Raw genomic sequence first — 21,214 nt, 5'->3', positions numbered from 1 at the left:
ACACTTTCAGTTTCATCAATCGTTCTGAGTGTCGTACAATTCGGCTTCTACATACGAACGCACCGTCACGGGGCCAAGCAGACCCGATACGATCAAATCAGAGTCTTGTTGGTAGTGCTGGTAGCCAGGAAAGCCGAAACGGCCAGAACTTCGCTGGGTTTGATTTAGCAACCAGTCGGGCCATCGCTTGACGTTTGGCCCTCGATGTTCCACATCGCCTGGAAGTTGTTGATCTCCGATCAACCGGTTAGGCCACAGGTTCGTGACTCTCACTTCCAAATGATTGACTCCTTCGCGGGCACAACCATCGAGGCTCACACGGAACGGAGCTTTCCACAAAATGCCAAGGTCTTCGCCGTTCATCAAGATGTGTGCAATCACAGCAACGTTTCCCAAATCGAGTTCAAGCGAAAGGTTCGGATCGATCAGCTGTTTGGGAAGATGAAACTGTTTTTGATAGGTTGCTGTTCCGGAAAAATGGCGTATCCCTTGGTCGGGCGAAGTAGACCATGAGATCAATTCATCGAACTTTGCATTGCTGGTTGTACCAAGATTTTCCGGAAAGCTGACGTCCCAAGGGCCTGTCGATTCAATCGGATCAGGCACCGATTTCACACGAATTACTTTTTCTTTATCCAACGATGTGCGAAACAGAACTCGGCGATCGGATCCGTCGCTGCAGTGCCAAAGGCGAGAGATACAAAACAAGATAAAGCCAACATCGTGAGATTGGGAACTGCTTGTTGGCTGCCGCGGTGAGTGTTCGTTTCTTCATTTCTTGCTGCTCGGATACTGTGACGTGACCCAACGGACTCGACCTCCGCTTGCTTCACGAGCTGAAGGTCGAATACTCGAGTGCATTGGCATCGTTCGGCCGTGCTTACTTGGCTTCGATCGTTACCGTGCCGGTGATCTTATCCTTCAGAATCCAACGATCTGATGTCTTCATTGCTTGGACAGATACTCCGTCCACGAAGACACCTGTTGTACGGTTTGCCGCTGGCAACTCAACGCGCGCCGTCATGCCTTTGGGAAGTGCAAGCGTGAGTGTGAAAGTCGACTCGTTCTTCCAATCGATTTCAATCGGACCAAGTACAGTGGGAACACGGCCGCGAGCGTACTTGAGACCGCCGGGGCAAGGCCGGATCATCGCATTGGTCCAGCCTGGGGTCTCCGGCTGAGCACCGAGCACACACCGCGGCAATAGGTTTGCAGGCGCAGCACCCCAAGCGTGGTTCCAGTCTTGGTTGGGCTTGTACTTCAAGTCCCAAGCTTCCCAGCTAATGGTCGTTCCGCTGTTGACCATATGTTTCCAACTTCGATCGCCATCCGCGACCATCAAGTCGATTGCCTTTTGGTCGCTGCCGTGGTTGAATAGGCCATCAAGGAAATACTGAGCCGCATAGACGCTGCATTGCATGTCTTTCTGCTCAAGCCACTCGATGACTCCCGCAAGTTTGTCCTGAGGAATCAGCCCGAACGCGAGTGGGAAGAAGTTGGCGTGGATGCTGCTGTGGTCGGTGCCCACACCGTCCCGGTAGATGCCCGCTGCTTCGTCGAAAAGCGTCATCTGAAAGGCCGCTTTCGCTAGCTCCGCTCGAGCTGCAAAGGCCTCCGCATCCTCACTCTTTCCGATTGCACGAGCCATTTCGACCATCCGCTCGAGTGCTTCGATATGAAAAGCGTTGACGACTGTGTTGATCTCGGTGAAGACAAATCCATCGCGTTCTTTCTGTGGCCAATCCACGATATCATGCCGATTTTGATCGATTTCGGCACTGCGAACCAAGCCATCCTCGCCACTGCGGTGCATCAGCGTCTTGGCCTTCAAGGATTCATAGCGATGCTTGAGCCACTCGAGGTCGCCAGAGTACATCCACTCGGCATGAGCCATGAACACCATATGCGGCGCCCACTCCGTTGGCCATGTGCCGTTTTCGATCAACCAGTCAAAGGTCTTTGCGGCCATTTCTACTTCATCATCCGCGTAGTAGTGACTCAACTGGTTCAGATACGCGTCGGCTTCGTACGGAATGCGTTCACGGTCGCCATCCACGTAGACTCCTGCAAACGTCGTTGCCTTGATGCTGTATTTGCACAATTCCCAAATCCGATTGAGCGTCTCATCAGAACACTCAAACGAACTGGCGTCGTCATTCCAATCGGACGCAAACGCGGCACGGCGGACGATGTATTCAGGCTTGAACTCTCCCTCCCAGCCTTCGATTTCCACCCACCGAAATGGCATGACGGGTAACCAGGACTTTGGCGTTAGCACCGCCGGTGGATGAGCACGCGTCGCTCCGGCCTGTTCTGTGTTTCGCACATCCACGGGTGTTGGCACGATCCAAGTTCCGAACTCTCCGCTACCCTTGCGAAATTCGCTGACGCCGTAGCGGACGGTTCCTGGTGGCTCACGATCGACTCGGCCGTCCACGAGCTTTTCGCCGAAATGAACCTTGCCCATCCCTCTGCCGCTGCGGGGAACACGCAGCGCAACGTTTCCGAACGCGACTTTGCCAAAATCGACAAGAGTGACGTTTTCGTCAATTTTCTTGACCGACACAGGCGACTGATCGGTGAGTGAGATGGAGTCTTCTGCTGGGATCTCGGGCAGCTCTTTGATGAATAGATTGCGGAAGCGGTAAGTTTGTCCCTGTTCGCCGTGGTGCTGGATACCGAGGTATCCCGACGCATCGGTTGTGTCGCGGAAGGTGACGGTGGGAACGCCGTTCAGCTCGATGGTGATGCGATCTTCAATGCACGTGACCACAAAGCGGTTCCAGCCATTTCGATCCAATGCATTGGCGATTGCGGGATCAGCGAAAGCCGCTTTGGATTCCTCTTCGTGCTCAAGGAACGGTTCCTCCGAACGTCCTGCAGTACTTGGCCAAATCCATCCACGTCGTGCCTCGTCATAGAGGCCGCCCGACCACCGCCGATCCGATCCATCGCACTCCGCCTGGTAGCCGAAGACTTTCTTCTGTGCGTCTGGGTCGACATGGCATCGGAACATGACACCCGAATTGGCAGCGCCTTCGGGAAGGTGAATCTCAACACTCAGCCGAAAGTCCGCATACTTCTTCTCCGTAACCAGGAAAAACTTCTTGTCGGCGAGGAGGTGAATCTCATCATCAACTACTTTCGCTTCGCCATGGGAATAGGGATTCCGCCAACCAGTGAAGTCCTTAGCATTGAACAAGGGCGTGTACCCGCGGCTAACCATCGCCTCGAATTCGGCGGAACCGTCTTGCTCAATCGTTGGCTTGGAGATTGAATTGTGAGTTGATTCTTGAGCGAAACAATTGACAAGGAACAAGAGGGGAATTAACGCCGGGGCTACGAGTTTTCCGAAAATGTCTTGGTGTCTCATGTTGTTGATCGGGCAATCAGTTTTCTGAAGATGCGAATCGGGTAACGTAACGTAACTTGAAAAGAGCTTGTCGGCTTATTGGCGGACGATTCTAACTCCGCGGGAGGTAATGCCCCAGTTGGTCCAGCGCCATTTTGTGGGCGATTTTGCTGTAATTTGCCGGATCAATCTCGGACGGCGCGGAAAAACACGAGTGCTTCATCCACACCAGGATTTGGGGTTGGGCCGTAGCGGTAGTCGCCAAGACTTTCGGTGATTCCGAGAACGGCCGAAACTCTTGGCGAGTTCCGCTATCCAAAAAGCAAGACGGGATGATGCGCGAGTGGTCTTTCACACCTTAATTTGAGGGTTGCCGCAACTTCGTAGTACGGACTTCCACCAAGAGTAGCGAGCTATTCCGCCAAGCCCGAAACACACATCTTGGGTAGCAAGATAGCGCTGCCGCGCAGGCCCCCATAGGGGCGTGCGCAACACACGGATGTCGTTTCTGGCCTTCGCCGAGAAGGGGCTACCTACCGCTCAAAGTCAGGGTCCCCGGCAGCCATCGCGTCCGCCTCGGCGAGCGCAGCTTCGTAATCGTCAAGCGCTTGTTGGTCTGCGTCACCGACGTGACCTTAGACGTTCATCAACCGACTGAGATTCTAAAACCGAAGCACTCATGCACCCCCAAATAGAGAATCCCGCCACTCACCGCCAGATCAACTCGCTCTCACCACAACTTCCGCGAATGCTTACTCGCTAGATTCTGTAAGTCCTTGACGCCTAACGAATTACAGCAAATCCGTTCTGTTCGGTCAAGCCTGTTTGCGATTCGGACGGTCGCGGAATTTCTCGGAGCGGGTTAACAGCGGTGTGTTAACCAGAGGTCATTTTATCCGCTGCGAAAGACAAATCCGTTTCCGGTTAACAACAGGGAGTCGATTCGCGTCAGGTTCGGTCGCGGAGTCGCTGCTGGTAGGTGGTTTCTAGTTGCCCCAACTGATCGAGCGAAAGCCCCGCAAGATCCGAGTCCGACGGATCGGTCTCGCCGACGATGTCCCGTAACATTTTGACCACGCGAAGTCGCTCCTCGAGCTTTCCGTCGAGCTTTCCGTCGAGCTTCGCCTGCTCGGTTCGCGCCCACTCGTCGCGTTCGGCCTTGAGCCGGTCTTCGTAGACTTGGCGTTCTTCTGGGTTCTTGGCGATCATTTCTAACACTCCTACGGCTTCGGTGAACACGGCACCCGGCAACCGACGGGCCAGTTGCTCGGCGGTTTGGTTTGCCGCCTCACGGAAAAAATACAACCACTGCTCTATCGGATCGGTGATAGGCTTATTATCGCTCGGAACGACGTACTTGGGTAGCTCGAAAACGTGAACTTGCAAGCAATCGCTGAGCGAAAGCCCCCGATCCGTACGAAGTTCAAATGCGTGCTGTAATGCGGGTTCTTCGCGGAACAAGACAGAATCGAGGATGCAGATGCTGATTGACGGGTTCAGGTCAGCGTATTGGTCACCTTCACCCAACTGCTCGATCAATTGCTTCGCTGCATAATACGTCAAACGTTTCGGTAACCCCAGCGGGCGAGTGGTTTGGACCTCGATATTGTATCGCCGCCCAACGCTGTCGGTTGCCTTGATGTCCAGAATCGACAGTTTGTCGACGTCGAAGTCCTTCATGTTGATCGGGTTCAGAATCCTTACGTCAACGATTGGGTTGGCAAACCGCAGCATCGCGTTCAAGAAATGCACCGTAATCCGCCAGTGTTCTGGGCTCCCGAGCAGCCGTTTGGCCGCGAAATCAACAAGCGGATCAATGCCGATGGACATGGCGAATTTGGTGAAGGGACGAACTAGGATATTTGGAAACGCTAAACCAATTATGAGCCCCATAGCGTCTCTCCGCTACACCCACCCCCACCGCATGCTTACTGCAAAACGACAACAACGGTCTTATGATCATCGACTGCGCCACTACATCCACGATTCGGGAGACCTGCTGACAGCCAAGAAACTGGGCGTTCCCCGTTCGACCATTCATGGCTGGCGCCACCATAACTGTGGACCAGTCGTTTCGCACGTCCAGCATTCGGAAACCGAAAGTTTGACCACCGAGATCGCGCGACTGAAACGGCAAAATGAAGTCCTGCGAGCTTGGTTGCGAGTGGCTTTGGTCTTGTTGAAACTGACCGCGTTCTCATTCGAGCGACAAAGACTGCCTGATGGAAAGAACAAGTCACGCCTTCTGCGTGCCATTGACCGATCCAGCAAAGCGATTCCACTGACGCGAGTTCTCCGAACCATCGGACTTTCGCCTTCACGTTATCATGCTTGGCGAAATCGGAAGCCTTGCGAACTGACCGATTATTCATCGTGTCCCAAAAGCCACCCGACACAAACAAGCGTCAACGGAAATCGCAACCATCCGAGAGATGGCAACGTCGGACGACTACCGACACGTTCCCACAAGTACTCTGTCTCGATTGGCGCAGCGGTTGGGAAGGGTCTACGCATCAACCAGCACTTGGTACCGGCTCATGCGACAGTACAATTGGCGTCGTCCCCGGAAACGAGTGCATCCGCCCAAGCCGAAAATCGGAATCCGGGCTGCGTCGGCAAACGAACTTTGGCACATTGATGCGACTTTGATTCGATTGCTCGACGGAAGCAAGATCTACCTGCATGCCGTAGTCGACAATTTCTCCAGACGAATCCTCGCATGGCAGACAAGCGAAGCATTTGATCCATCGATCACTGCAGAACTATTGATCCAGGCCGCCACGGGAATCGGGGAATCGGAGATGCCAGCGGTGATCGTTGATGGCGGGGTCGAGAACTACAACGCCACTGTCGATGCGACTATCGCTGACTTGCAGTTAAAACGAATCTTGGCACAAACCGAAATCACCTTTTCAAACTCGATGATTGAAGCATGGTGGCGAGTGTTGAAACACCAGTGGCTTTTCCTGAACACACTCGACACGTTTGCCAACGTCACAAGGCTCGTTGCATTTTATGTCGAGCAGCACAATTAGCAATTACCGCATTCAGCGTTCCAAGGTCAAACGCCGGATGAAATGTACTTTGGCACCGGGGGCAATGTGCCGGAGCGATTGAAGAGCGAACGATTGAAAGCAATAGTCGCACGCCGCGATTCCAATCTTGCGGCATCGTGCAGCGTTTGCCAAGAACTACCGAGTTCCATTGGAGCAAACCCGCCACCGATCAAGGCGACCTGACGACACCACAAAATGTAACGATCAACCAACCCCATCACACCAACTGTCTGAAGGTACGCCAAGAGATCGCCGACAAACTCAAAAACGACTGATCTCAACCGTGAGATCGCTTCCCAACGGGAGATCCAAAGCCGACTGAGGGTCAAGTCGAGCACGGCTTCCCGCAGGTTTCCCGAAATCCGCCCTCCGCGCCGAGAACTCGAACAAAAAATCCAGAATGTTTTGACAAACAGCTGGGCAAAAGCACGTCCAGTGGGTAGGTTTCGCGCTCTCGGTAAAAACGATGAGATCCGTTTAATCCCCCATTTTCGCGATGAAACGTATTTCGTCACGACTGAAGATTGCCGCTTCATTAGCGTGCCGGATTTTCATCCGGAATCGGGCTGCCGTGGGGGTCGACGGTTGGTGCGTTCGTCTCATCGTCTAGCCGGCTGCGCAGGCTTGCGTCCGTAAAGTGCTCGAGGCTTTCGGCGGCATGATGAATTCGCGTCGAATCGACTCCGGCGAGTGAGACGAGGTATTGTTCCCATAGCCGATGCGATCGAACCAATCCCACCGCCCACTGACGCCCCGATGAGGACAGCGCATCGTGATCCTCGGATCGGACGATGTCGCCTCGGTATACAAGCCAACGGACAACAGCGTAAACCGATAAGCGATCGGAGAGAAGAACGCTGGCCAGCTGATTGACGTCCATCCGGATCGATTGCCCCCGTTCTTCCGCCCGATACAACAACGCAACAACGTCTTCGGCCAAGATACTCAGGGTCAGCAAGCGGTGCCGCACTCGCTTGACCAGCACACCGTGGCGGGGCCCCAACGACACCGCCAAGATCATGATACCCCCCGCGGCGACCGCCATCATGCCCGCCGTGGACGTGCTTCGAAATCCAAACCAACCAGGGACCGTGATCGCGCCAAGATGTCCGAGCACGGCTGCTGCAGACGCGATGATCACACTCAGCGCGATCATCGTCGTCAATCGATCGGTCAGCATGTAGGCGGATGCGGGCGGAACGATAAACATCGCAACCACGAGAATGTTTCCGACGCTTTCAAAGCTGGCGACCGCCGTCACGGCAACCAGAATCATCAACAAGTAGTGCATCAATCGTGCGTTGAATCCGGTTGTGGTCGCGAGTGCTGGGTCAAACGAACTCAGCTTCAGCTCCTTGAAAAACAGGATCACAAAAAGCAGGTTAAGGATTGTGACGATGGAGAGCGTGACGACCGCCCGAGGGATTTCCCAATTCAAAACGTTCATCGTGTCAAGCGGCGTGAGTTCAATCGCTCCATATAGAACGCATCCTGGGTCCAAGTCAACGTGGTCCGCCGCCCGAACGATCATGACCAACCCTAAAGCAAACAGCGTCGTGAAGACCACGCCCATCGACGCGCCCTCGTCCACGTCACCGACGCCTCGAATCCACTCACTAAAAAATGCCGTCATGACGCCGACGATGACTGCGCCAAGGAACATGGGAAAACTACTACGACTGCTGGTGATCATGAACGCGGCGGCTAATCCGGGTAGCACCGCGTGACTGATCGCATCGCCCAGCATACTCATGCGGCGAAGGACCAAGAAATTGCCTAGCAGCGATGACGCGATGCCACAAAGCGCTCCCGCAAGAACAATCCAACCATCGAGTTGCCAAGTCCAACTGATCGCGATCATTGATTAGCGTTCCTTTGAAACGGCGGGTTCAAGGGAATGCGGACTGTCGGGCACCCGCGCTTGCGACTTCTGAAGCAACGTTTCCAATTCTTCAACAATCTCAGGTTCAAGAACGTGTTCAATGGCATCCGCGTCTCGATCCACTTTACTGGCGGCGATATCCGCGTAGGTGATCAAATAGATCTCCCAAAGTCGATGCTCCCGAGTCAACCTTGTTGCCTCCGCGAAGCCTTTGTCGGTCAAGCGAAGAACATCGTGCTTCGCTCGTTCAACGAGTCCCGCCTTCTCGCTTCGTCTGATCGAACGATTCAACTTGGTCGGCGACCAACTACGGCGAGTCAACAGATCCGAGAAGGCGATGAACGCGTTTGCCGATGGGGCCTTTTGGGGTTCGGACAATTCGTAAAGCGCACGAAGCAAGTGGTGACGGTTAACCGTGTTGTTCATACGACGACGACGAAGCAACCGCACCAACAACCCACGGCGAACGCCGAAAACAAGGCTAAACGCAAAGAAGACGCCGCATACCAATACGATGGTTGCACCTGAGGGCAGCTTGGAAAAAACGGCACTGATTCCCGCGCCAAGCATGCCTCCCATGGCCCCGAGTGCCGCGGAGATCATCACAATCCATTGCATGCGGTCCGTCCAAAAACGAGCCGAGGCAGCGGGAATGACCAATAAAGCAATCATCAAGATCAGTCCAACGGCCTGTAGCCCGACGATGCAGACCAGCACGACTAAGGCCATCAACGCAAGGTCGAGCAAGATCACAGGAAAGCCACGCGAACCGGCGAATCCCTCATCAAAACAAAGTAGCTTGAACTCCTTGAATAGCAATGCCGAAGCTGTGGTGCAGATCAGTGCAACCAACGAAATGAGCACGGCTTGATCAAATCCCATTGAGGCCGTTTTGCCGTAAATGAATGCTTCCAATCCAGCGGCGTTGCCACCTTGCATCTGGGTAACGATGCCAAGCAGTGCCATGCCGGCACCAAAAAAAACGCTAAGCACGGCGCCCAGCGCCGTGTCTTCCTTCAATCGGGTGAAATTGCGAAGTAGCAAAATTACGGCGACCCCCAACATTCCGCTGACGCTTGCCCCCAACAGCAAAAGTGGCAACGATTTCCCATTTCCACCCATTGTGGTTGCAATCATAAAGGCGATCGCGATGCCGGGAAGCGTCGCATGAGAGAGTGCGTCGCCCATCAACGCGCGCTTGCGCAGCAAAGTGAAGGTACCGACCACGCCGGCGGCACATCCGAGCAGGGTCGTCGCAATCACCACCACTTTGGTGTTGTAGTCACGCAGCAGAAAGAGGTCAGCCCACTGATCCCACAGAGGCCAGTGAAAAGCCTGATCGTTAAGCGACCGGTTCGGTATCCCGTCCGCGGCGAACAGACTCGTCGCGAGAACACACGGCAGCAAGATCCCTAAGACGGACCCTACGGCCAAATGACGAAACGAACGTCGGCGAATCACAACGATCGCTCCTGACGACGCATCGCTTCGGTGACCTCATCCAACAGCGTCAAACGACCGCCGTAGGTTTTCTGTAGATTTTCGTTGGTGTACACATCATTGACTTTGCCGTGTGCGACCACTCGCATGTTCAACATCACGCAATAATCGAAGTACTCCGAAACTGTTTGCAAGTCATGGTGGATCACCAGCGCCGTCTTTCCAAGGCTCTTCATGTCACGCAGAATCTCAACAATCGCTCGTTCGGTCGCCGCATCCACAGCCGCAAACGGCTCGTCCATCAGATAGAGATCGGCATCTTGTACCAGCGCTCGAGCAAGAAACGTTCGCTGTTGCTGGCCGCCTGACAGCTGACTGATTTGCCGACGCGCTAAATCGGCAATCCCCACTCGGTCGAGCGCCTGCATTGCCGCTTGTCGATGTTTCTTTCGCACGGGTAAACACCAACCGATCTTGCTGTAGAGTCCCATCGCGACGACATCCACCGCATCCACAGGGAAATCCCAATCTACACTTTCTCGCTGAGGAACGTAGCCAACGCGTTGCCGAGCATCGCGATAGGGTTGCCCGAACACTTCGACACGGCCTGAAGCGACGGGAATCAAGTCCATCACCGCTTTCAGTAACGTGCTCTTGCCAGCCCCGTTTGGCCCGACCACGCCAACAAGCGAACCGGCCGGAATGTCAAACTGAACATCCCAAAGCACTGGCTTGCGATGATAAGCGACGGTCAAATCGTAAACCGACAAAGGGACCGATTCTGTCACGGCGATGGACTTTCTTGCGAATTCAGCGAGAGCTTACCGAGCATGCCGGTTGCCGGAGCCGTTCCGCCAAGCGAACGTGCGACAAGGGTGATGTTGTGGTCGAGCATCCCAACGTAGGTCCCTTCATACGTCCCCCCTGCGCCCATTGCATCCGAGAACAACTCGCCACCGATACGAACATCGTAGCCTTTTGATTTCGCACCTTCGATCAAGGCATTGATGTTGTTCGGCGGAACACTGCTTTCGATAAAGACGGCTTTGACTTGCTGGTCAACGATCCGCTTAACCAGTTCATTGATCCGTTGCAGGCCCGCTTCGGATTCGGTTGACAAACCTTGGACCCCAAGCACTTCCAGCCCGTAGGCGCGTCCGAAATAGTTAAAGGCATCGTGCGAGGTAATCAGCACTCGACGATCCGCCGGGATGGAGCCGATGGCTTGAAGTCCGTACTGATGCAGGCGAACGAGTTGTTGCGAATAGACCTCGGCGTTCGAACGATAGTCGTCGGCATGCGGAGGATCGAATGCGGAAAGGGTCTCAGCGACGACCTCAACACATCTTGACCATGCCGAAACGTCCATCCAAACGTGCGGGTCATGGTGCCCACGCACGTCTTCCGGTTCGAGCAGGTAGGCCTCATCGATCTTCTCGGTCACCGCAATCACGGGCTTGCTCTTCGCCATGTTCTCAAACGTATCCGCCATTTTGCCCTCTAGCATCAAACCGCTGTAGAAAGTGACGTCACTGTTCATCATCGCCAACACATCATCGCGGCTGGCTTTGTGAAGGTGAGGATCGACGCCCGCACCAATGATTTGAGTCACCTGAACGTGTTGCTGCCCCACATGACGCACAATGTCCGCCACCATTCCAACCGTCGTGGTGACGGCAATGGGGTATTCCTTGGCGAAGACCGGTGGCGGAGATGACTGGGACGCTGATTTGCTGTTGGATCGCGAACAGCCCGTCGAGAGGATCACCAAGACGGCAGCAAAGGATCGTATCCAAATTTTCAATGTAGGTGCCTGTTGGCAAGAAAGCGGAAGAGGAGCGTCGTACGGCGTCGACGGACCGCCACCTTCGTCTCCTTGCAAAGTCAGCTGATAAGAAAAGAGCCGTGCCAAGAAAAGAGGATGCCGGTACCGATTCGGACGGCTGTTGCCCCCGCAAAGCGAATGGCCAACAACCCGTATCCCCTATCAGTCTAGCAATTCCGGCCGGTTCGTCGAGGGAGCCGCATACGGGCGTGACCTGCCAGGCGGCCGCGGGGTGGCCACAGCCCAAACAAGCCGGTTCCATGAAGTCGATGCCAGATGACCATGGTGAGAGGGCCCCCCCAGCCCAAGGCCGCAGCTCCCCAGCCAGAGCCGAATCGGGGAAGCTCCGCAGCCTCGTGATCGCACAATGCAAGCGGCGCAAACGCCGCGATTCAGCGCACCGCGCCGGTGGATACCAATTGGTCCGGCGTTGCTTCGCCTTCAACAAACGGATTGCTGCGAACCGGTCCCTGAGCAGGCTCCTCGACGCTGAAAGCGGTGGAGCAACTGACACAAGGATTGCTGCTATGGTTGACGCGAGGAACGCCCGGTTGGATGAATTCGGATTCCAATCGGCCGCGGTAGCTTTCCGGTGCGGTGACCATGGGAGATGCCGGGAACGGGCTCATGCCATACGGACGCGCATACCGGGCACCATAGTAGACCGGCGGATGCATTGCAAAATAGGGCGGGGTCCGGTAACCGCCGCCAAATCCACCGTAAAAGTTGTAGCCGGATCCGCAGCCGTAGCCGCCAAGGAACCCAGGATATTGAGCCGATGCACAATTGGCAGAGGAAAGGGCCGCCGCAATTGCGACCACGATGGCGATGGAGAGCTTATTCATGGAAAAACCTCTGAGGGATACCCGTTTTTGGGTGAGGGAGAGAAGTCGGCGAAAGCCCCCCGTGCTATCATTCACGCTAGTTGCCCATAACGACCGTTTCAACTAAATCATTCCAAACATTCGCATTTTCCATCCGTCGATGGCATCCTTTTTGGCTCCTTTTGGGCCGCGTCATTTGCAAAGTGCGATTTGATTATGTGAACAAGCCTTCAAAACGCGGCGAATCCTTGAAAATCGTTTGCATCATTCATTCGCTTTGCGGTGGTGGCGCTGAGCGTGTGATGGCCAGGCTCGCCGCCAGGCTATCCAAGCGTTCACATGACGTCGTGCTGGTCACCCTCGACGACGGACTCCATGATCGCCACGAGTTATCCGCTTCGGTCCGAAAGATCGCGTTGGACGTCATGGTGGATCGGCCCAGCCCACTGGCCAAGCTGCCAAATCTGCTCCGCCGACTGCGAGCGATTCGCCGGGCCGTGTGCCGAGAGCATCCAGATGTCGTCCTATCGTTTTGTGACCGGACCAATATTGACGTGCTGTTGGCCATGATCGGCAGCCCGATACCGGTCGTGATCAGTGAACGAAGCGACCCAGAACATCAACAACTTGGGCGTTTCTGGGAAGGGGTACGCCGCCGCGTCTATCCCAGGTCAGCCCGCGTCGTTGCCTTGACCTCGTCCATCGCCGAGACGCTTTCGCCGCTGCACCGTGACCGGATCGAGGTGATTCCGTCAGCGGTTGATCCGGTGGCGAGCGAGTACCGTTCGCAGCGAGAAGGGAACGTGATTCTTGGCGTCGGCCGCTTGGAGCAGGAAAAGGGTTTCGACCGCTTGATCGATGCTTTCGCGATCTTCGCGCAACAATCGGGCAAACGGTTGCCAACGCCCTGGACGCTACGCATCGTCGGTGAAGGTTCCCAGCGAGACAGCCTGCAAAGGCTGGCGAATTCACTTGGGGTTGCCAACTCGGTGGAGATGCCAGGCTGGGTACGCCCGATTGAACCGGAGTACGCCAAAGCATCCTTATTCGTGCTGCCTAGCCATTACGAAGGGTTTCCGTCGGCGCTTCTCGAAGCAATGGCAGCCGGATTACCTTGCATTGGGATGCGATGCCAAAGCGGCGCGGTGGAAATCATCAAGCATGAGTCGGACGGGCTGCTGTGCGATGACAATGTGAACGCGCTCTGCGAAGCGATCAAGCGGTTGACGGACGACCCTGAACGATGCGCCCAATTGGCAGCGAAGGCATCGGAAGTCAGCGACCGTTTCGGCTGGGAATCCATGGTGACTCGGTACGAAGCGGTGCTGCGGGAATGCTGTGTCGGTGCGCGGTGATCGGCACAGAAGGCGTGGTAAGCCCGCTTTCTATCTGGGGGGCTGCAAAAGCATCCTGGGCAATCCGAAGGTGTTTTCGTAAGCTTTAGCCGTTCGCAGACACTTTTCAGAACGACGTTCACAATGAAATCACGATATGGCCAACACAATTGTCATCTTTGGCGCCTCAGGCGATTTGACCAGCCGCAAACTGATTCCGGCACTTTACCGATTGTTTCAAAAAAACCGACTTCCCGAAGGTTCACTGATCGTCGGTGTTTCCCGGAGCAATTTCGAACACCAACAATGGCGAGATTCACTTCGCACCAGCGTTGAAGAATTCGCCAACGATTGTTTTGACAATGAAACATGGGCTCGTTTCGCTGACACGCTTTACTACCTGCCAGGTGATATCAAAAATGCAGACGACTTCGAATCGCTTGCCGAATTCTTAGACACGATCGAACCCGAGCATCATTCGGGGAGGTTGTACTATTTGTCGACCATGCCTCAATTGTACGAGGAAGCAATCAAACAGCTGGGCGCAGCCGGCTTGAATAACGACGAAACAGGTTTTCGACGCGTGATCATCGAAAAACCGTTCGGTACCGATTTGAAGTCGGCTCGTGCACTCAATGCCTCGATTCACGGAGTGTTCCGCGAAGATCAGATCTACCGCATCGACCACTATCTTGGCAAAGAAACGGTACAGAACATCTTTGCCCTTCGGTTTGCGAATCTGATCTTCGAACCTATCTGGAATCGGCGTTATGTGGATCACGTTCAAATTACGGTCGCGGAAGAAGTCGTAATTGGTCGGCGAGCGGGATACTATGACACGGCAGGAATTTTGCGTGACATGTTTCAAAACCATCTTTTGCAGTTGATGATGATCACCGCGATGGAACCGCCCGCTCGTTATGATGCGGCGATGGTACGAGACGAAAAGGTGAAAGTGCTGCACAGCATTCGCAGGATGACGGGCGGTGACTTCGCCTCCGACACCGTTCGCGGGCAATACAAAGGGTACCTAAAAGAAGAAGGCGTGCCGGCCAATAGCGATACCGAAACCTACGCGGTCTTGAAGCTCTACTGTGACAATTGGCGTTGGAAAGGGGTGCCCTTTTATCTCCGTAGCGGCAAAGGGATGTCATGCCGAACAACGCAGATTGTTGTTCAATTCAAGAACGTTCCCCATATCCTGTTCGGCGAAAAGACACGCGAACCGGTGGGGAACCGATTGGTGATGCAGGTCCAGCCGGCTGAAGGAATTCAGCTGCACTTTGAAACGAAGGTGCCCGATTCGGAAATGAAAACGCGAACCAGCACCTTGGATTTCAGCTTCAGCAATACGCCGGGCGGCAAGTCGCTGCCGGATTCCTATCAACGGTTGCTGTTGGATGCGTTGACCGGTGACGCCAGTTTGTTTGCTCGAAGTGATGAAGTTGAATTGGCGTGGGGGATCATCGACCCCATCCTCGCTGCGTGGCGAAGCCCTGCAGCACCGCCGCTGTATGAGTACGAAACGGGATTGTGGGGGCCACCCGAATCGACGCAGTGGATGTACAAGCAAGACCGGGAATGGTTTGACGTCTGCCCAGTGCTTTAAGAACCTATCCAGGCTAACGGTTTGCGAACACTTGCATCAGAAACATCATCGACCGCCGTTCGATTCCGGGCGACGTACTTTCGCGAGGTCCTGCGACATTAAGCGTCTCTGGCCGTAAGCTATCGATCCATTGTCGCGCCAGATCAACGTCGTCACGATCGAGACGCGCGAGCAAAAAGTCTTTGCTCAACCGGCGACAAATTCGATACGTCAACAACGTCCCGCCAGTCAATTTCCGTTCGTAGAGAATAAGCGTTGCGTCGCTGTCCACGACATTCAATTCGGTGCGTGCGGGGTAATCTCGCGAGTCGGTTTCGGTCAGCATGTAGCGACTTGGGATCGAACCATCTTCGGACAACCTCGCCGCTGGGCACCACCCACCGTGCTCGATGCCCAACGCAATCGCACACTCAAGTCCAGCGCGGTCAACCCCTGTCTGACCGCCGGAAACGATCTTGTTTGGCACAAAGGGAGCGGCTGGTGACTTCGCGTTCCTTCTCATTTCAATCCGTTAGGGGGGACTCAACAAACGGTTCGCGTGATGGTGAATTTGATTCATCGGTTGCACCAGTTTACCAAATCGGTGCCATGATTTTGGCAAGGGTGCTTTGAAGAGCTTGCGTTCGGGAAGTGTGGGATGGTTGATGGCCAACTGCAAACTGTGCAGCCCGATGCCGACATCCATTGAGTGTCGCCCACCATACTTTCGGTCGGCCCAAACGGGATGCCCCAAGTTTGCAAACTGAACACGAATTTGGTGTTTGCGGCCGGAAAGCAACTGGACCGCCACCAGTGTTTCGGATTGCGATTTCGCGAGGGTCGCAAACCGCAGCCTTGCCAACAGTGCATTGGGGGTCGATTCGCCGCAAACGCGCATCCGCCGTGCGGCATCATCTTTGATGACGAAATCACTCCGTTCGCCTGCCTCGTCGCGGAGTGCACCCTCGAGCATGGCAAGGTAGATTTTGGATGCCCGGTTGTTTCCTTGACCCGAGAACTGGGGTGCCAATCGGGACGCCGCCTTGCTCGTTTTGGCCATCACGATCACTCCGCTGGTCATCGCGTCGAGTCGACTGACAATCCCTAAAAAGGCCCGTCCAGGCTTGTTGTAGCGTGTTCGCAAGTACTCGCAGCCGAGCCAGTGGAGCGTCTGCTCCCCTTCGGCCCCCATCGTCGCCAAACCGGCGGGCTTATCGACCACCAACAAATGGTTGTCTTCAAAGAGAACGTCAAACACTTTCCGTCTCAATCAATCGGAGCAAACGTGGAACGAACTGTCGCAGAGCCCGTGACCGATGACTAATCGCTCGCTTGACTGCCAGATCCAGATCGCCAAACGTACGATGGTATTCGCGAATGATGAAAAGCGGATCGTACCCGAAGCCGGCTGTACCCTGTCGCTGGTGTGCGATTCGTCCGGTGCATCGAGCATTCGTTTCGATCCGGACATCGCCATTGGGATCGGAAAGGCACAGGTAGCTGTTGAAGTGCGCGATCCGTTTTTCATCCGGAACCTCCGCCAATTCTCTCAGCAGCTTGTCGTTATTCGCTTCGTCATCGCCATGCTCGCCTGCATAACGTGCCGAGTAGACACCGGGCCGACCACCCAACGCATCGACCGTCAATCCGCTGTCCTCGGCAACCACCCATTGGCCAAGTCGCTTCGCCTGTTCGGTCGCTTTGATCGCCGCGTTTTCCGCAAACGTTGCTCCAGTCTCTTCGACGTCGATCGAATTGGGAATCTCAGCAAGCGACCGTAGCCGAATCTGATCCTCAGGAAGAAGCAAACGCAACTCGATCAGCTTCTTGGGGTTGTTCGTTCCGACCACGAGCTGAAACATGTTGTTTGCCTTGGTTCGCATTACATCAATGATCACTGAATGGGATGCCCCTCCAACACGATTCGAGCGACCAACGGCAGCGAGCGAACGTGATTCGATCGGTACCTCACTTCGCATGCGGCCGTGCCGCACTACGAAAGGAATTCGCGCTCGACGAACTTCGTATCGTGACGACCTTCGACGAACTCGGCGTGTTGCAACACTTGGTCATGGAACGAGGCGGTGGTCGCGATACCCTCGACTTGGAGTTCCATCAACGCTCGTCGCATTGTCGCGATCGCTTCTTCACGAGTCGAGCGGTAGACAATCAACTTGCCGATCATCGAGTCATAGTAGGCGGGGACGGTGTAGCCAGCGTACACGTGCGAATCAAAACGGACACCGAGTCCGCCAGGAATAAAGATCTTGAGAATCTTTCCCGGGTTCGGTTGGAAATTTTTGTCGGGGTTTTCCGCGTTGATCCGGCACTCCATCGCCACGCCGCGACACTCAATTTGGTCTTGCGTGAAAGACAGTTTCTCGCCGCCGGCAACACGAATCTGTTCACGGATCAAATCGACCCCCGTGACCATCTCGCTGACGGGATGCTCCACTTGGATGCGCGCGTTGACTTCGATGAAGTAAAAGTTATTGTCGGCATCGACGATGAACTCGACGGTCGCCGCGTTGCTGTACTCGGCACCTTTGATCATTCGGACGGCTGCGGCGCAAATCGCTTCACGTCGATCCGCTGGCAAGCTTGGGCTCGGCGCTTCTTCGATCAATTTCTGGTGCCGCCGCTGGACGCTGCAATCACGCTCGAACAAATGGCACACATTGCCATAATTGTCCGCAATCACTTGGACTTCGATATGCCGTGGGGAGCCGATGTACTTTTCCAGATAGCATCCACCATTGCCAAAGGCCGCTTCCGCTTCCTTTCGAGCTTGGGAAAATGCGGTGGCAAGCGATGCTTCGTCCTCGGCCACCCTCATTCCCTTACCGCCACCGCCCGCGGTTGCTTTGATCAAAACGGGATAGCCGATCTTCGCAGCGGTGGCGATGGCATCGGCGTCATTTTCGATCAGCCCGTCGCTGCCGGGGACGACGGGAACTTCGTTTTCGATCGCCATCTTCCGCGCGGTATTCTTGTCGCCCAGCTTTTCCATCGCTTGGGGACTCGGACCGATGAACTCAAATCCGCTCGACCGACACACTTCGTTAAAATGGGCATTCTCGGCCAGGAAACCATAGCCGGGATGAATCGCGTCAACGCCGGCGACTTCCGCTGCGGCGATGATTTGGTCGATTTTCAAGTAGCTATCGGCACTGCGTGGTTTGCCGACGCAGTAGGCTTCGTCGGCCAATCGGACGTGCATCGAGTCGGCATCGGCTTGGCTGTACACGGCCACCGAGCGGATGCCCATTTCACGGCATGCACGGATCACACGTAAGGCTATTTCGCCACGATTGGCGATTAGGATTTTCTTGATCAAGAGAAGTTCTCTGCGAATGCGATTACGCGTTAGGATCGACGCGGAACATGGGTTTTCCAAAATCAACCGCTTGTTGGTCGACTACCAAAATCTCGGTGATCGTCCCGGAGCACTCGGCGGGAATCTCGTTGAACACCTTCATCGCTTCAACGATGCAAACAATGGTGTCTTCGCTGACACGTTGGCCGACCTTCACGAAGGGGGGCGATTCCGGTGTCGCTTTGGCGTAAAAGGTTCCGACCATCGGCGCATTGATGGTCACCGTGCCTGCGTGTTTGTCCGTTTCGCTGGCAGGCACCGCCGTTGCGGGCGACGAGATCGCGGCCGCAGCGGCATGATGGACCACCGCCGGGGCAGCGGCGCCACGATTCAATTTGATCTTTTCGTCACCCTGTTGCAGGTCAACTTCTGACAATTCGTGTTCTTCCATCAACTCGATAATGGTCCGGAGCCGTTCAATATCGAACACGTTCTGGCTCGGCTTTCCGCCTTTACTCATATTTGATTCACCGTCAGTAGCATTGACGTTCATGGTTAAAATGGGGACTCGCCCGAAAACGGATTTTTGAAAGGCCAAGTTTTACAGCACAACGCGACAATCATCGAGGCCCTTTGCCAAACCGCTGAGCACTTCGCAGCCCGTTGCGGTCACTAAGCAGTCGTCCTCAATCCGAATACCGAACTGATCTCGCAAATAGACGCCGGGTTCAACGGTCACAATCATGCCAGGTTGCAGGATTTGATCGCAGTTGGCGCTCATTCGAGGAGATTCGTGGATTTGTAGGCCAATTCCATGGCCGAGTCCATGGTTAAACTCGTTGCCAAAGCCTGCTTTTTCAAGCATTCCACGGGCAATTGCGTCAACCTGCTTGCCTTCGACGCCGGGGCGGATCGCTTCAATTGCGGCCAATTGTGCTTCCAACACCGCTGAATAGACTCGTTGAAAAGCCTGCGAAATTGGCCCAATCGTCATCGTTCGCGTCAAATCGCTGGCATAGCCCTGAAACTTGGCTCCCCAGTCGATCAAGAGGGTTCCGGTGGACGGAATGTTGACCTCCGCTGGCTGATAGTGGGGAAGTGCGGCCGCAGCATCCAACGCCACGATCGGCTTAAAACTTGCCGATTCGGCGCCCAAGAATCGCATTCTTGACTCCAACTCATGAGCGATCTGCCGCTCCGTCCATTTCGTCGTCAGCATCGGCATCAGCGATTGAAAGCAGCGTTCGGCGATCGACACCGCCTCGCGGATGATCTTGATCTCCCCCTCGTCCTTGACCATTCTCAACTGCTCCACCGTCGAAGAGGTTTCGATCCATTCAACGGAGGGGCACTTCTCGCACCACTCGCGGTACTGCGCTAAGGTGACGTGGCCCGCCTCGATTCCAATTGGACCATAAGGGGAACTATTGATCACCTCTTGAACCAAGTCCACCAGTAATTGGCTGGGCGGACGAATCAGGGTCTGCAAACCGGGGCACTCTTCGGCCAACTGAATTTCGTACCGACCATCGCTCAGCATTCGGGTTTCCGAGGGCCCAATCAGTAAGTAGGAGCTATCGCCAGTAAAGCCGGAAAGGTAGCGGACGTTGATCTCGTCGGTCACCAACATCGCATCCACTTTGAGCGAGTCAAGCAATGATCGAAGCGCTTCGATACGGGGATTCATGGTGTGTGACTTCGTGTTAAAAGCGATTCCGCAAGCGAAATCGATCGTTTAGTGATGGTTGTGGGCTTTAGGGTCATAGTCGTTATGACGCTGGTTCACATGCACGTGCAATTGGGGATGATTTGCGTAAAGCCATTGCCAACCAATCTCCGTGACCGCACTGTTGTCCAAATAGAGCGATTCAAGGTAGGGCAACGTTGTAAGCGTTTTCAGTCCTTCATCGGTTACCGGTACGTCAATCAGATGGATTCCTCGGAGGGTTTTCAAAGTCGCGATATCGCGTGTCACCTCGTTGCTGAGGTTGCGGGACCCGAGTCGAAGTTGCCGAAGTTGAGGGATCGCTTTCAGCTCGGCAACGCCTGCCGACGTGCATAAGGAATGTGGCAAGTTCAAGAACCACAGCGATTGGCATCCGCCAAGCGTCTTGAGACCCTCATCGGAAATCGGTGAAAGTCGGAGTCGAAGGTGTTGCAAGTTGGGTAGCGAACAGAGCACCTTCATCGATGCGTCGCTTACCTGGCCTTGATCGAGAATGACCGTCTCAAATTCAGGATAGGCTTCCAACTGTTTCAGCATGTCATCGGTGACGATGAAATCCTCGATGTGTAGCTTCTTGTTGTGTTCCATCTTCAGCCGGAATAACAATCGCTCGAACTTGATTTCGGGAGCCAAATCGATCGTCACCGGGGCCGGTTCGCCGTTGTTTTTCCAAGCATAGACCACGGTACCGACGAACGAGACGGCCAACAGCGCGACCAACATGGCTCGCCGCCGACGCTGTTTCGCCAAACCTTGCTGAGCCTGAAACGCTTCAAGCGAATCAGCGTCCCACATTTCGCTGGCCACCCCCTCTTGGTCCAATTCGAGAGGTGACGAATCGTCATTTTGGTCAGGCGTTTCAGCAGTCATG

At 54.9% G+C, this 21,214-nt stretch carries 19 protein-coding genes; 3 read left to right on the top strand and 16 right to left on the bottom strand.

Annotation, left to right across the window (positions count from 1 at the left end; genetic code table 11):
- Positions 1-15: 15 nt before the first annotated feature.
- The 3 genes from Poly41_RS11905 to Poly41_RS11895 all read right to left on the bottom strand — a co-directional run bounded on the left by Poly41_RS11905 (position 16) and on the right by Poly41_RS11895 (position 5,182).
- Positions 16-615 carry a glycosylhydrolase-like jelly roll fold domain-containing protein gene (locus Poly41_RS11905; protein WP_146526377.1) on the bottom strand — a complete coding sequence of 200 codons (600 nt, stop codon included), beginning with the start codon at positions 613-615 and terminating at the stop codon, positions 16-18.
- A 265-nt stretch (positions 616-880) separates the two neighbouring features.
- On the bottom strand, positions 881-3,373 hold the full coding sequence (locus Poly41_RS11900) for a family 78 glycoside hydrolase catalytic domain (protein WP_146526376.1): 2,493 nt from the start codon (positions 3,371-3,373) through the stop codon (positions 881-883).
- Between the two features lie 927 nt (positions 3,374-4,300).
- A complete protein-coding gene (locus Poly41_RS11895) occupies positions 4,301-5,182 on the bottom strand; it encodes an Rpn family recombination-promoting nuclease/putative transposase (RefSeq protein ID WP_197231240.1) in 882 nt (293 codons plus the stop codon).
- 707 nt (positions 5,183-5,889) lie between these two features.
- Between Poly41_RS11895 and Poly41_RS11890 the strand changes: the two genes are divergently transcribed.
- Positions 5,890-6,387, top strand: a complete 498-nt coding sequence (locus tag Poly41_RS11890; RefSeq protein ID WP_197231239.1) for a DDE-type integrase/transposase/recombinase — start codon at positions 5,890-5,892, stop codon at positions 6,385-6,387.
- Between the two features lie 26 nt (positions 6,388-6,413).
- Here Poly41_RS11890 and Poly41_RS11885 read toward each other — a convergent pair whose 3' ends face one another.
- From Poly41_RS11885 to Poly41_RS34040, 6 genes are all read right to left on the bottom strand, one after another.
- Positions 6,414-6,689, bottom strand: coding sequence for a hypothetical protein (locus tag Poly41_RS11885; RefSeq protein ID WP_146526373.1), 276 nt, complete (start codon positions 6,687-6,689; stop codon positions 6,414-6,416).
- A gap of 254 nt (positions 6,690-6,943) precedes the next feature.
- Positions 6,944-8,269: a metal ABC transporter permease gene (locus Poly41_RS11880; protein ID WP_146526372.1), complete on the bottom strand. Its 1,326-nt coding sequence runs from the start codon at positions 8,267-8,269 to the stop codon at positions 6,944-6,946.
- 3 nt (positions 8,270-8,272) lie between these two features.
- Positions 8,273-9,751 (bottom strand): metal ABC transporter permease, encoded by a 1,479-nt coding sequence (locus Poly41_RS11875; protein WP_231615612.1) that lies wholly within the window; start codon positions 9,749-9,751, stop codon positions 8,273-8,275.
- Positions 9,748-10,518 carry a metal ABC transporter ATP-binding protein gene (locus Poly41_RS11870; RefSeq protein ID WP_146526371.1) on the bottom strand — a complete coding sequence of 257 codons (771 nt, stop codon included), beginning with the start codon at positions 10,516-10,518 and terminating at the stop codon, positions 9,748-9,750. Before Poly41_RS11870 ends, Poly41_RS11875 begins: the two co-directional genes overlap by 4 nt.
- On the bottom strand, positions 10,515-11,534 hold the full coding sequence (locus Poly41_RS11865; RefSeq protein ID WP_146526370.1) for a metal ABC transporter solute-binding protein, Zn/Mn family: 1,020 nt from the start codon (positions 11,532-11,534) through the stop codon (positions 10,515-10,517). The genes Poly41_RS11870 and Poly41_RS11865 overlap by 4 nt, the downstream gene beginning before the upstream one ends.
- Positions 11,535-11,947: 413 nt before the next feature.
- Positions 11,948-12,400 (bottom strand): hypothetical protein, encoded by a 453-nt coding sequence (locus Poly41_RS34040; RefSeq protein WP_197231238.1) that lies wholly within the window; start codon positions 12,398-12,400, stop codon positions 11,948-11,950.
- Positions 12,401-12,597: 197 nt separating this feature from the next.
- Here Poly41_RS34040 and Poly41_RS11855 point away from each other — a divergent pair, with 197 nt between their 5' ends.
- Positions 12,598-13,734: a glycosyltransferase family 4 protein gene (locus Poly41_RS11855; protein ID WP_146526369.1), complete on the top strand. Its 1,137-nt coding sequence runs from the start codon at positions 12,598-12,600 to the stop codon at positions 13,732-13,734.
- Positions 13,735-13,870: 136 nt separating this feature from the next.
- Positions 13,871-15,322, top strand: a complete 1,452-nt coding sequence (zwf, locus tag Poly41_RS11850) for a glucose-6-phosphate dehydrogenase (protein WP_146526368.1) — start codon at positions 13,871-13,873, stop codon at positions 15,320-15,322.
- A gap of 13 nt (positions 15,323-15,335) precedes the next feature.
- Here the strand turns inward: zwf and Poly41_RS11845 are convergent, their stop codons facing one another.
- From Poly41_RS11845 to Poly41_RS11815, 7 genes are all read right to left on the bottom strand, one after another.
- Positions 15,336-15,824, bottom strand: a complete 489-nt coding sequence (locus Poly41_RS11845) for a putative molybdenum carrier protein (protein ID WP_146526367.1) — start codon at positions 15,822-15,824, stop codon at positions 15,336-15,338.
- A gap of 9 nt (positions 15,825-15,833) precedes the next feature.
- Positions 15,834-16,559: an RluA family pseudouridine synthase gene (locus Poly41_RS11840; RefSeq protein WP_231615611.1), complete on the bottom strand. Its 726-nt coding sequence runs from the start codon at positions 16,557-16,559 to the stop codon at positions 15,834-15,836.
- Complete coding sequence (gene rdgB / locus Poly41_RS11835) at positions 16,552-17,163, bottom strand: RdgB/HAM1 family non-canonical purine NTP pyrophosphatase (protein WP_146526366.1); 612 nt, start codon at positions 17,161-17,163, stop codon at positions 16,552-16,554. The genes Poly41_RS11840 and rdgB overlap by 8 nt, the downstream gene beginning before the upstream one ends.
- Before the next feature lie 131 nt (positions 17,164-17,294).
- The gene (gene accC, locus Poly41_RS11830) at positions 17,295-18,638 is read right to left on the bottom strand and encodes an acetyl-CoA carboxylase biotin carboxylase subunit (protein ID WP_146526365.1); all 1,344 of its coding nucleotides are present in this window, start codon (positions 18,636-18,638) and stop codon (positions 17,295-17,297) included.
- A gap of 22 nt (positions 18,639-18,660) precedes the next feature.
- A complete protein-coding gene (gene accB / locus Poly41_RS11825) occupies positions 18,661-19,137 on the bottom strand; it encodes an acetyl-CoA carboxylase biotin carboxyl carrier protein (RefSeq protein ID WP_390621422.1) in 477 nt (158 codons plus the stop codon).
- A gap of 81 nt (positions 19,138-19,218) precedes the next feature.
- Positions 19,219-20,304 carry a M24 family metallopeptidase gene (locus Poly41_RS11820; RefSeq protein WP_146526363.1) on the bottom strand — a complete coding sequence of 362 codons (1,086 nt, stop codon included), beginning with the start codon at positions 20,302-20,304 and terminating at the stop codon, positions 19,219-19,221.
- Between the two features lie 48 nt (positions 20,305-20,352).
- The gene (locus Poly41_RS11815; protein WP_146526362.1) at positions 20,353-21,213 is read right to left on the bottom strand and encodes a leucine-rich repeat domain-containing protein; all 861 of its coding nucleotides are present in this window, start codon (positions 21,211-21,213) and stop codon (positions 20,353-20,355) included.
- Position 21,214: the final 1 nt, after the last annotated feature.

The sequence above is a fragment of the Novipirellula artificiosorum genome (assembly GCF_007860135.1).
In the GTDB taxonomy this organism is placed as follows: domain Bacteria; phylum Planctomycetota; class Planctomycetia; order Pirellulales; family Pirellulaceae; genus Novipirellula_A; species Novipirellula_A artificiosorum.
The sequence above is the reverse complement of the archived record's forward strand: the minus strand, read 5'-3'. Positions and strand labels throughout refer to the sequence as shown.

Excerpts from the sequence above, each read along its gene's own strand:
- Poly41_RS11900 (WP_146526376.1), bottom strand. The coding sequence starts at position 3,373 with ATGAGACACCAAGACATTTTCGGAAAACTCGTAGCCCCGGCGTTAATT.
- Poly41_RS11895 (WP_197231240.1), bottom strand. The coding sequence starts at position 5,182 with ATGTCCATCGGCATTGATCCGCTTGTTGATTTCGCGGCCAAACGGCTG.
- Poly41_RS11890 (WP_197231239.1), top strand. The coding sequence starts at position 5,890 with ATGCGACAGTACAATTGGCGTCGTCCCCGGAAACGAGTGCATCCGCCC.
- Poly41_RS11880 (WP_146526372.1), bottom strand. The coding sequence starts at position 8,269 with ATGATCGCGATCAGTTGGACTTGGCAACTCGATGGTTGGATTGTTCTT.
- Poly41_RS34040 (WP_197231238.1), bottom strand. The coding sequence starts at position 12,400 with ATGAATAAGCTCTCCATCGCCATCGTGGTCGCAATTGCGGCGGCCCTT.
- zwf (WP_146526368.1), top strand. The coding sequence starts at position 13,871 with ATGGCCAACACAATTGTCATCTTTGGCGCCTCAGGCGATTTGACCAGC.
- Poly41_RS11845 (WP_146526367.1), bottom strand. The coding sequence starts at position 15,824 with ATGAGAAGGAACGCGAAGTCACCAGCCGCTCCCTTTGTGCCAAACAAG.
- rdgB (WP_146526366.1), bottom strand. The coding sequence starts at position 17,163 with ATGTTTCAGCTCGTGGTCGGAACGAACAACCCCAAGAAGCTGATCGAG.
- accB (WP_390621422.1), bottom strand. The coding sequence starts at position 19,137 with ATGAGTAAAGGCGGAAAGCCGAGCCAGAACGTGTTCGATATTGAACGG.
- Poly41_RS11820 (WP_146526363.1), bottom strand. The coding sequence starts at position 20,304 with ATGAATCCCCGTATCGAAGCGCTTCGATCATTGCTTGACTCGCTCAAA.
- Poly41_RS11815 (WP_146526362.1), bottom strand. The coding sequence starts at position 21,213 with ATGACTGCTGAAACGCCTGACCAAAATGACGATTCGTCACCTCTCGAA.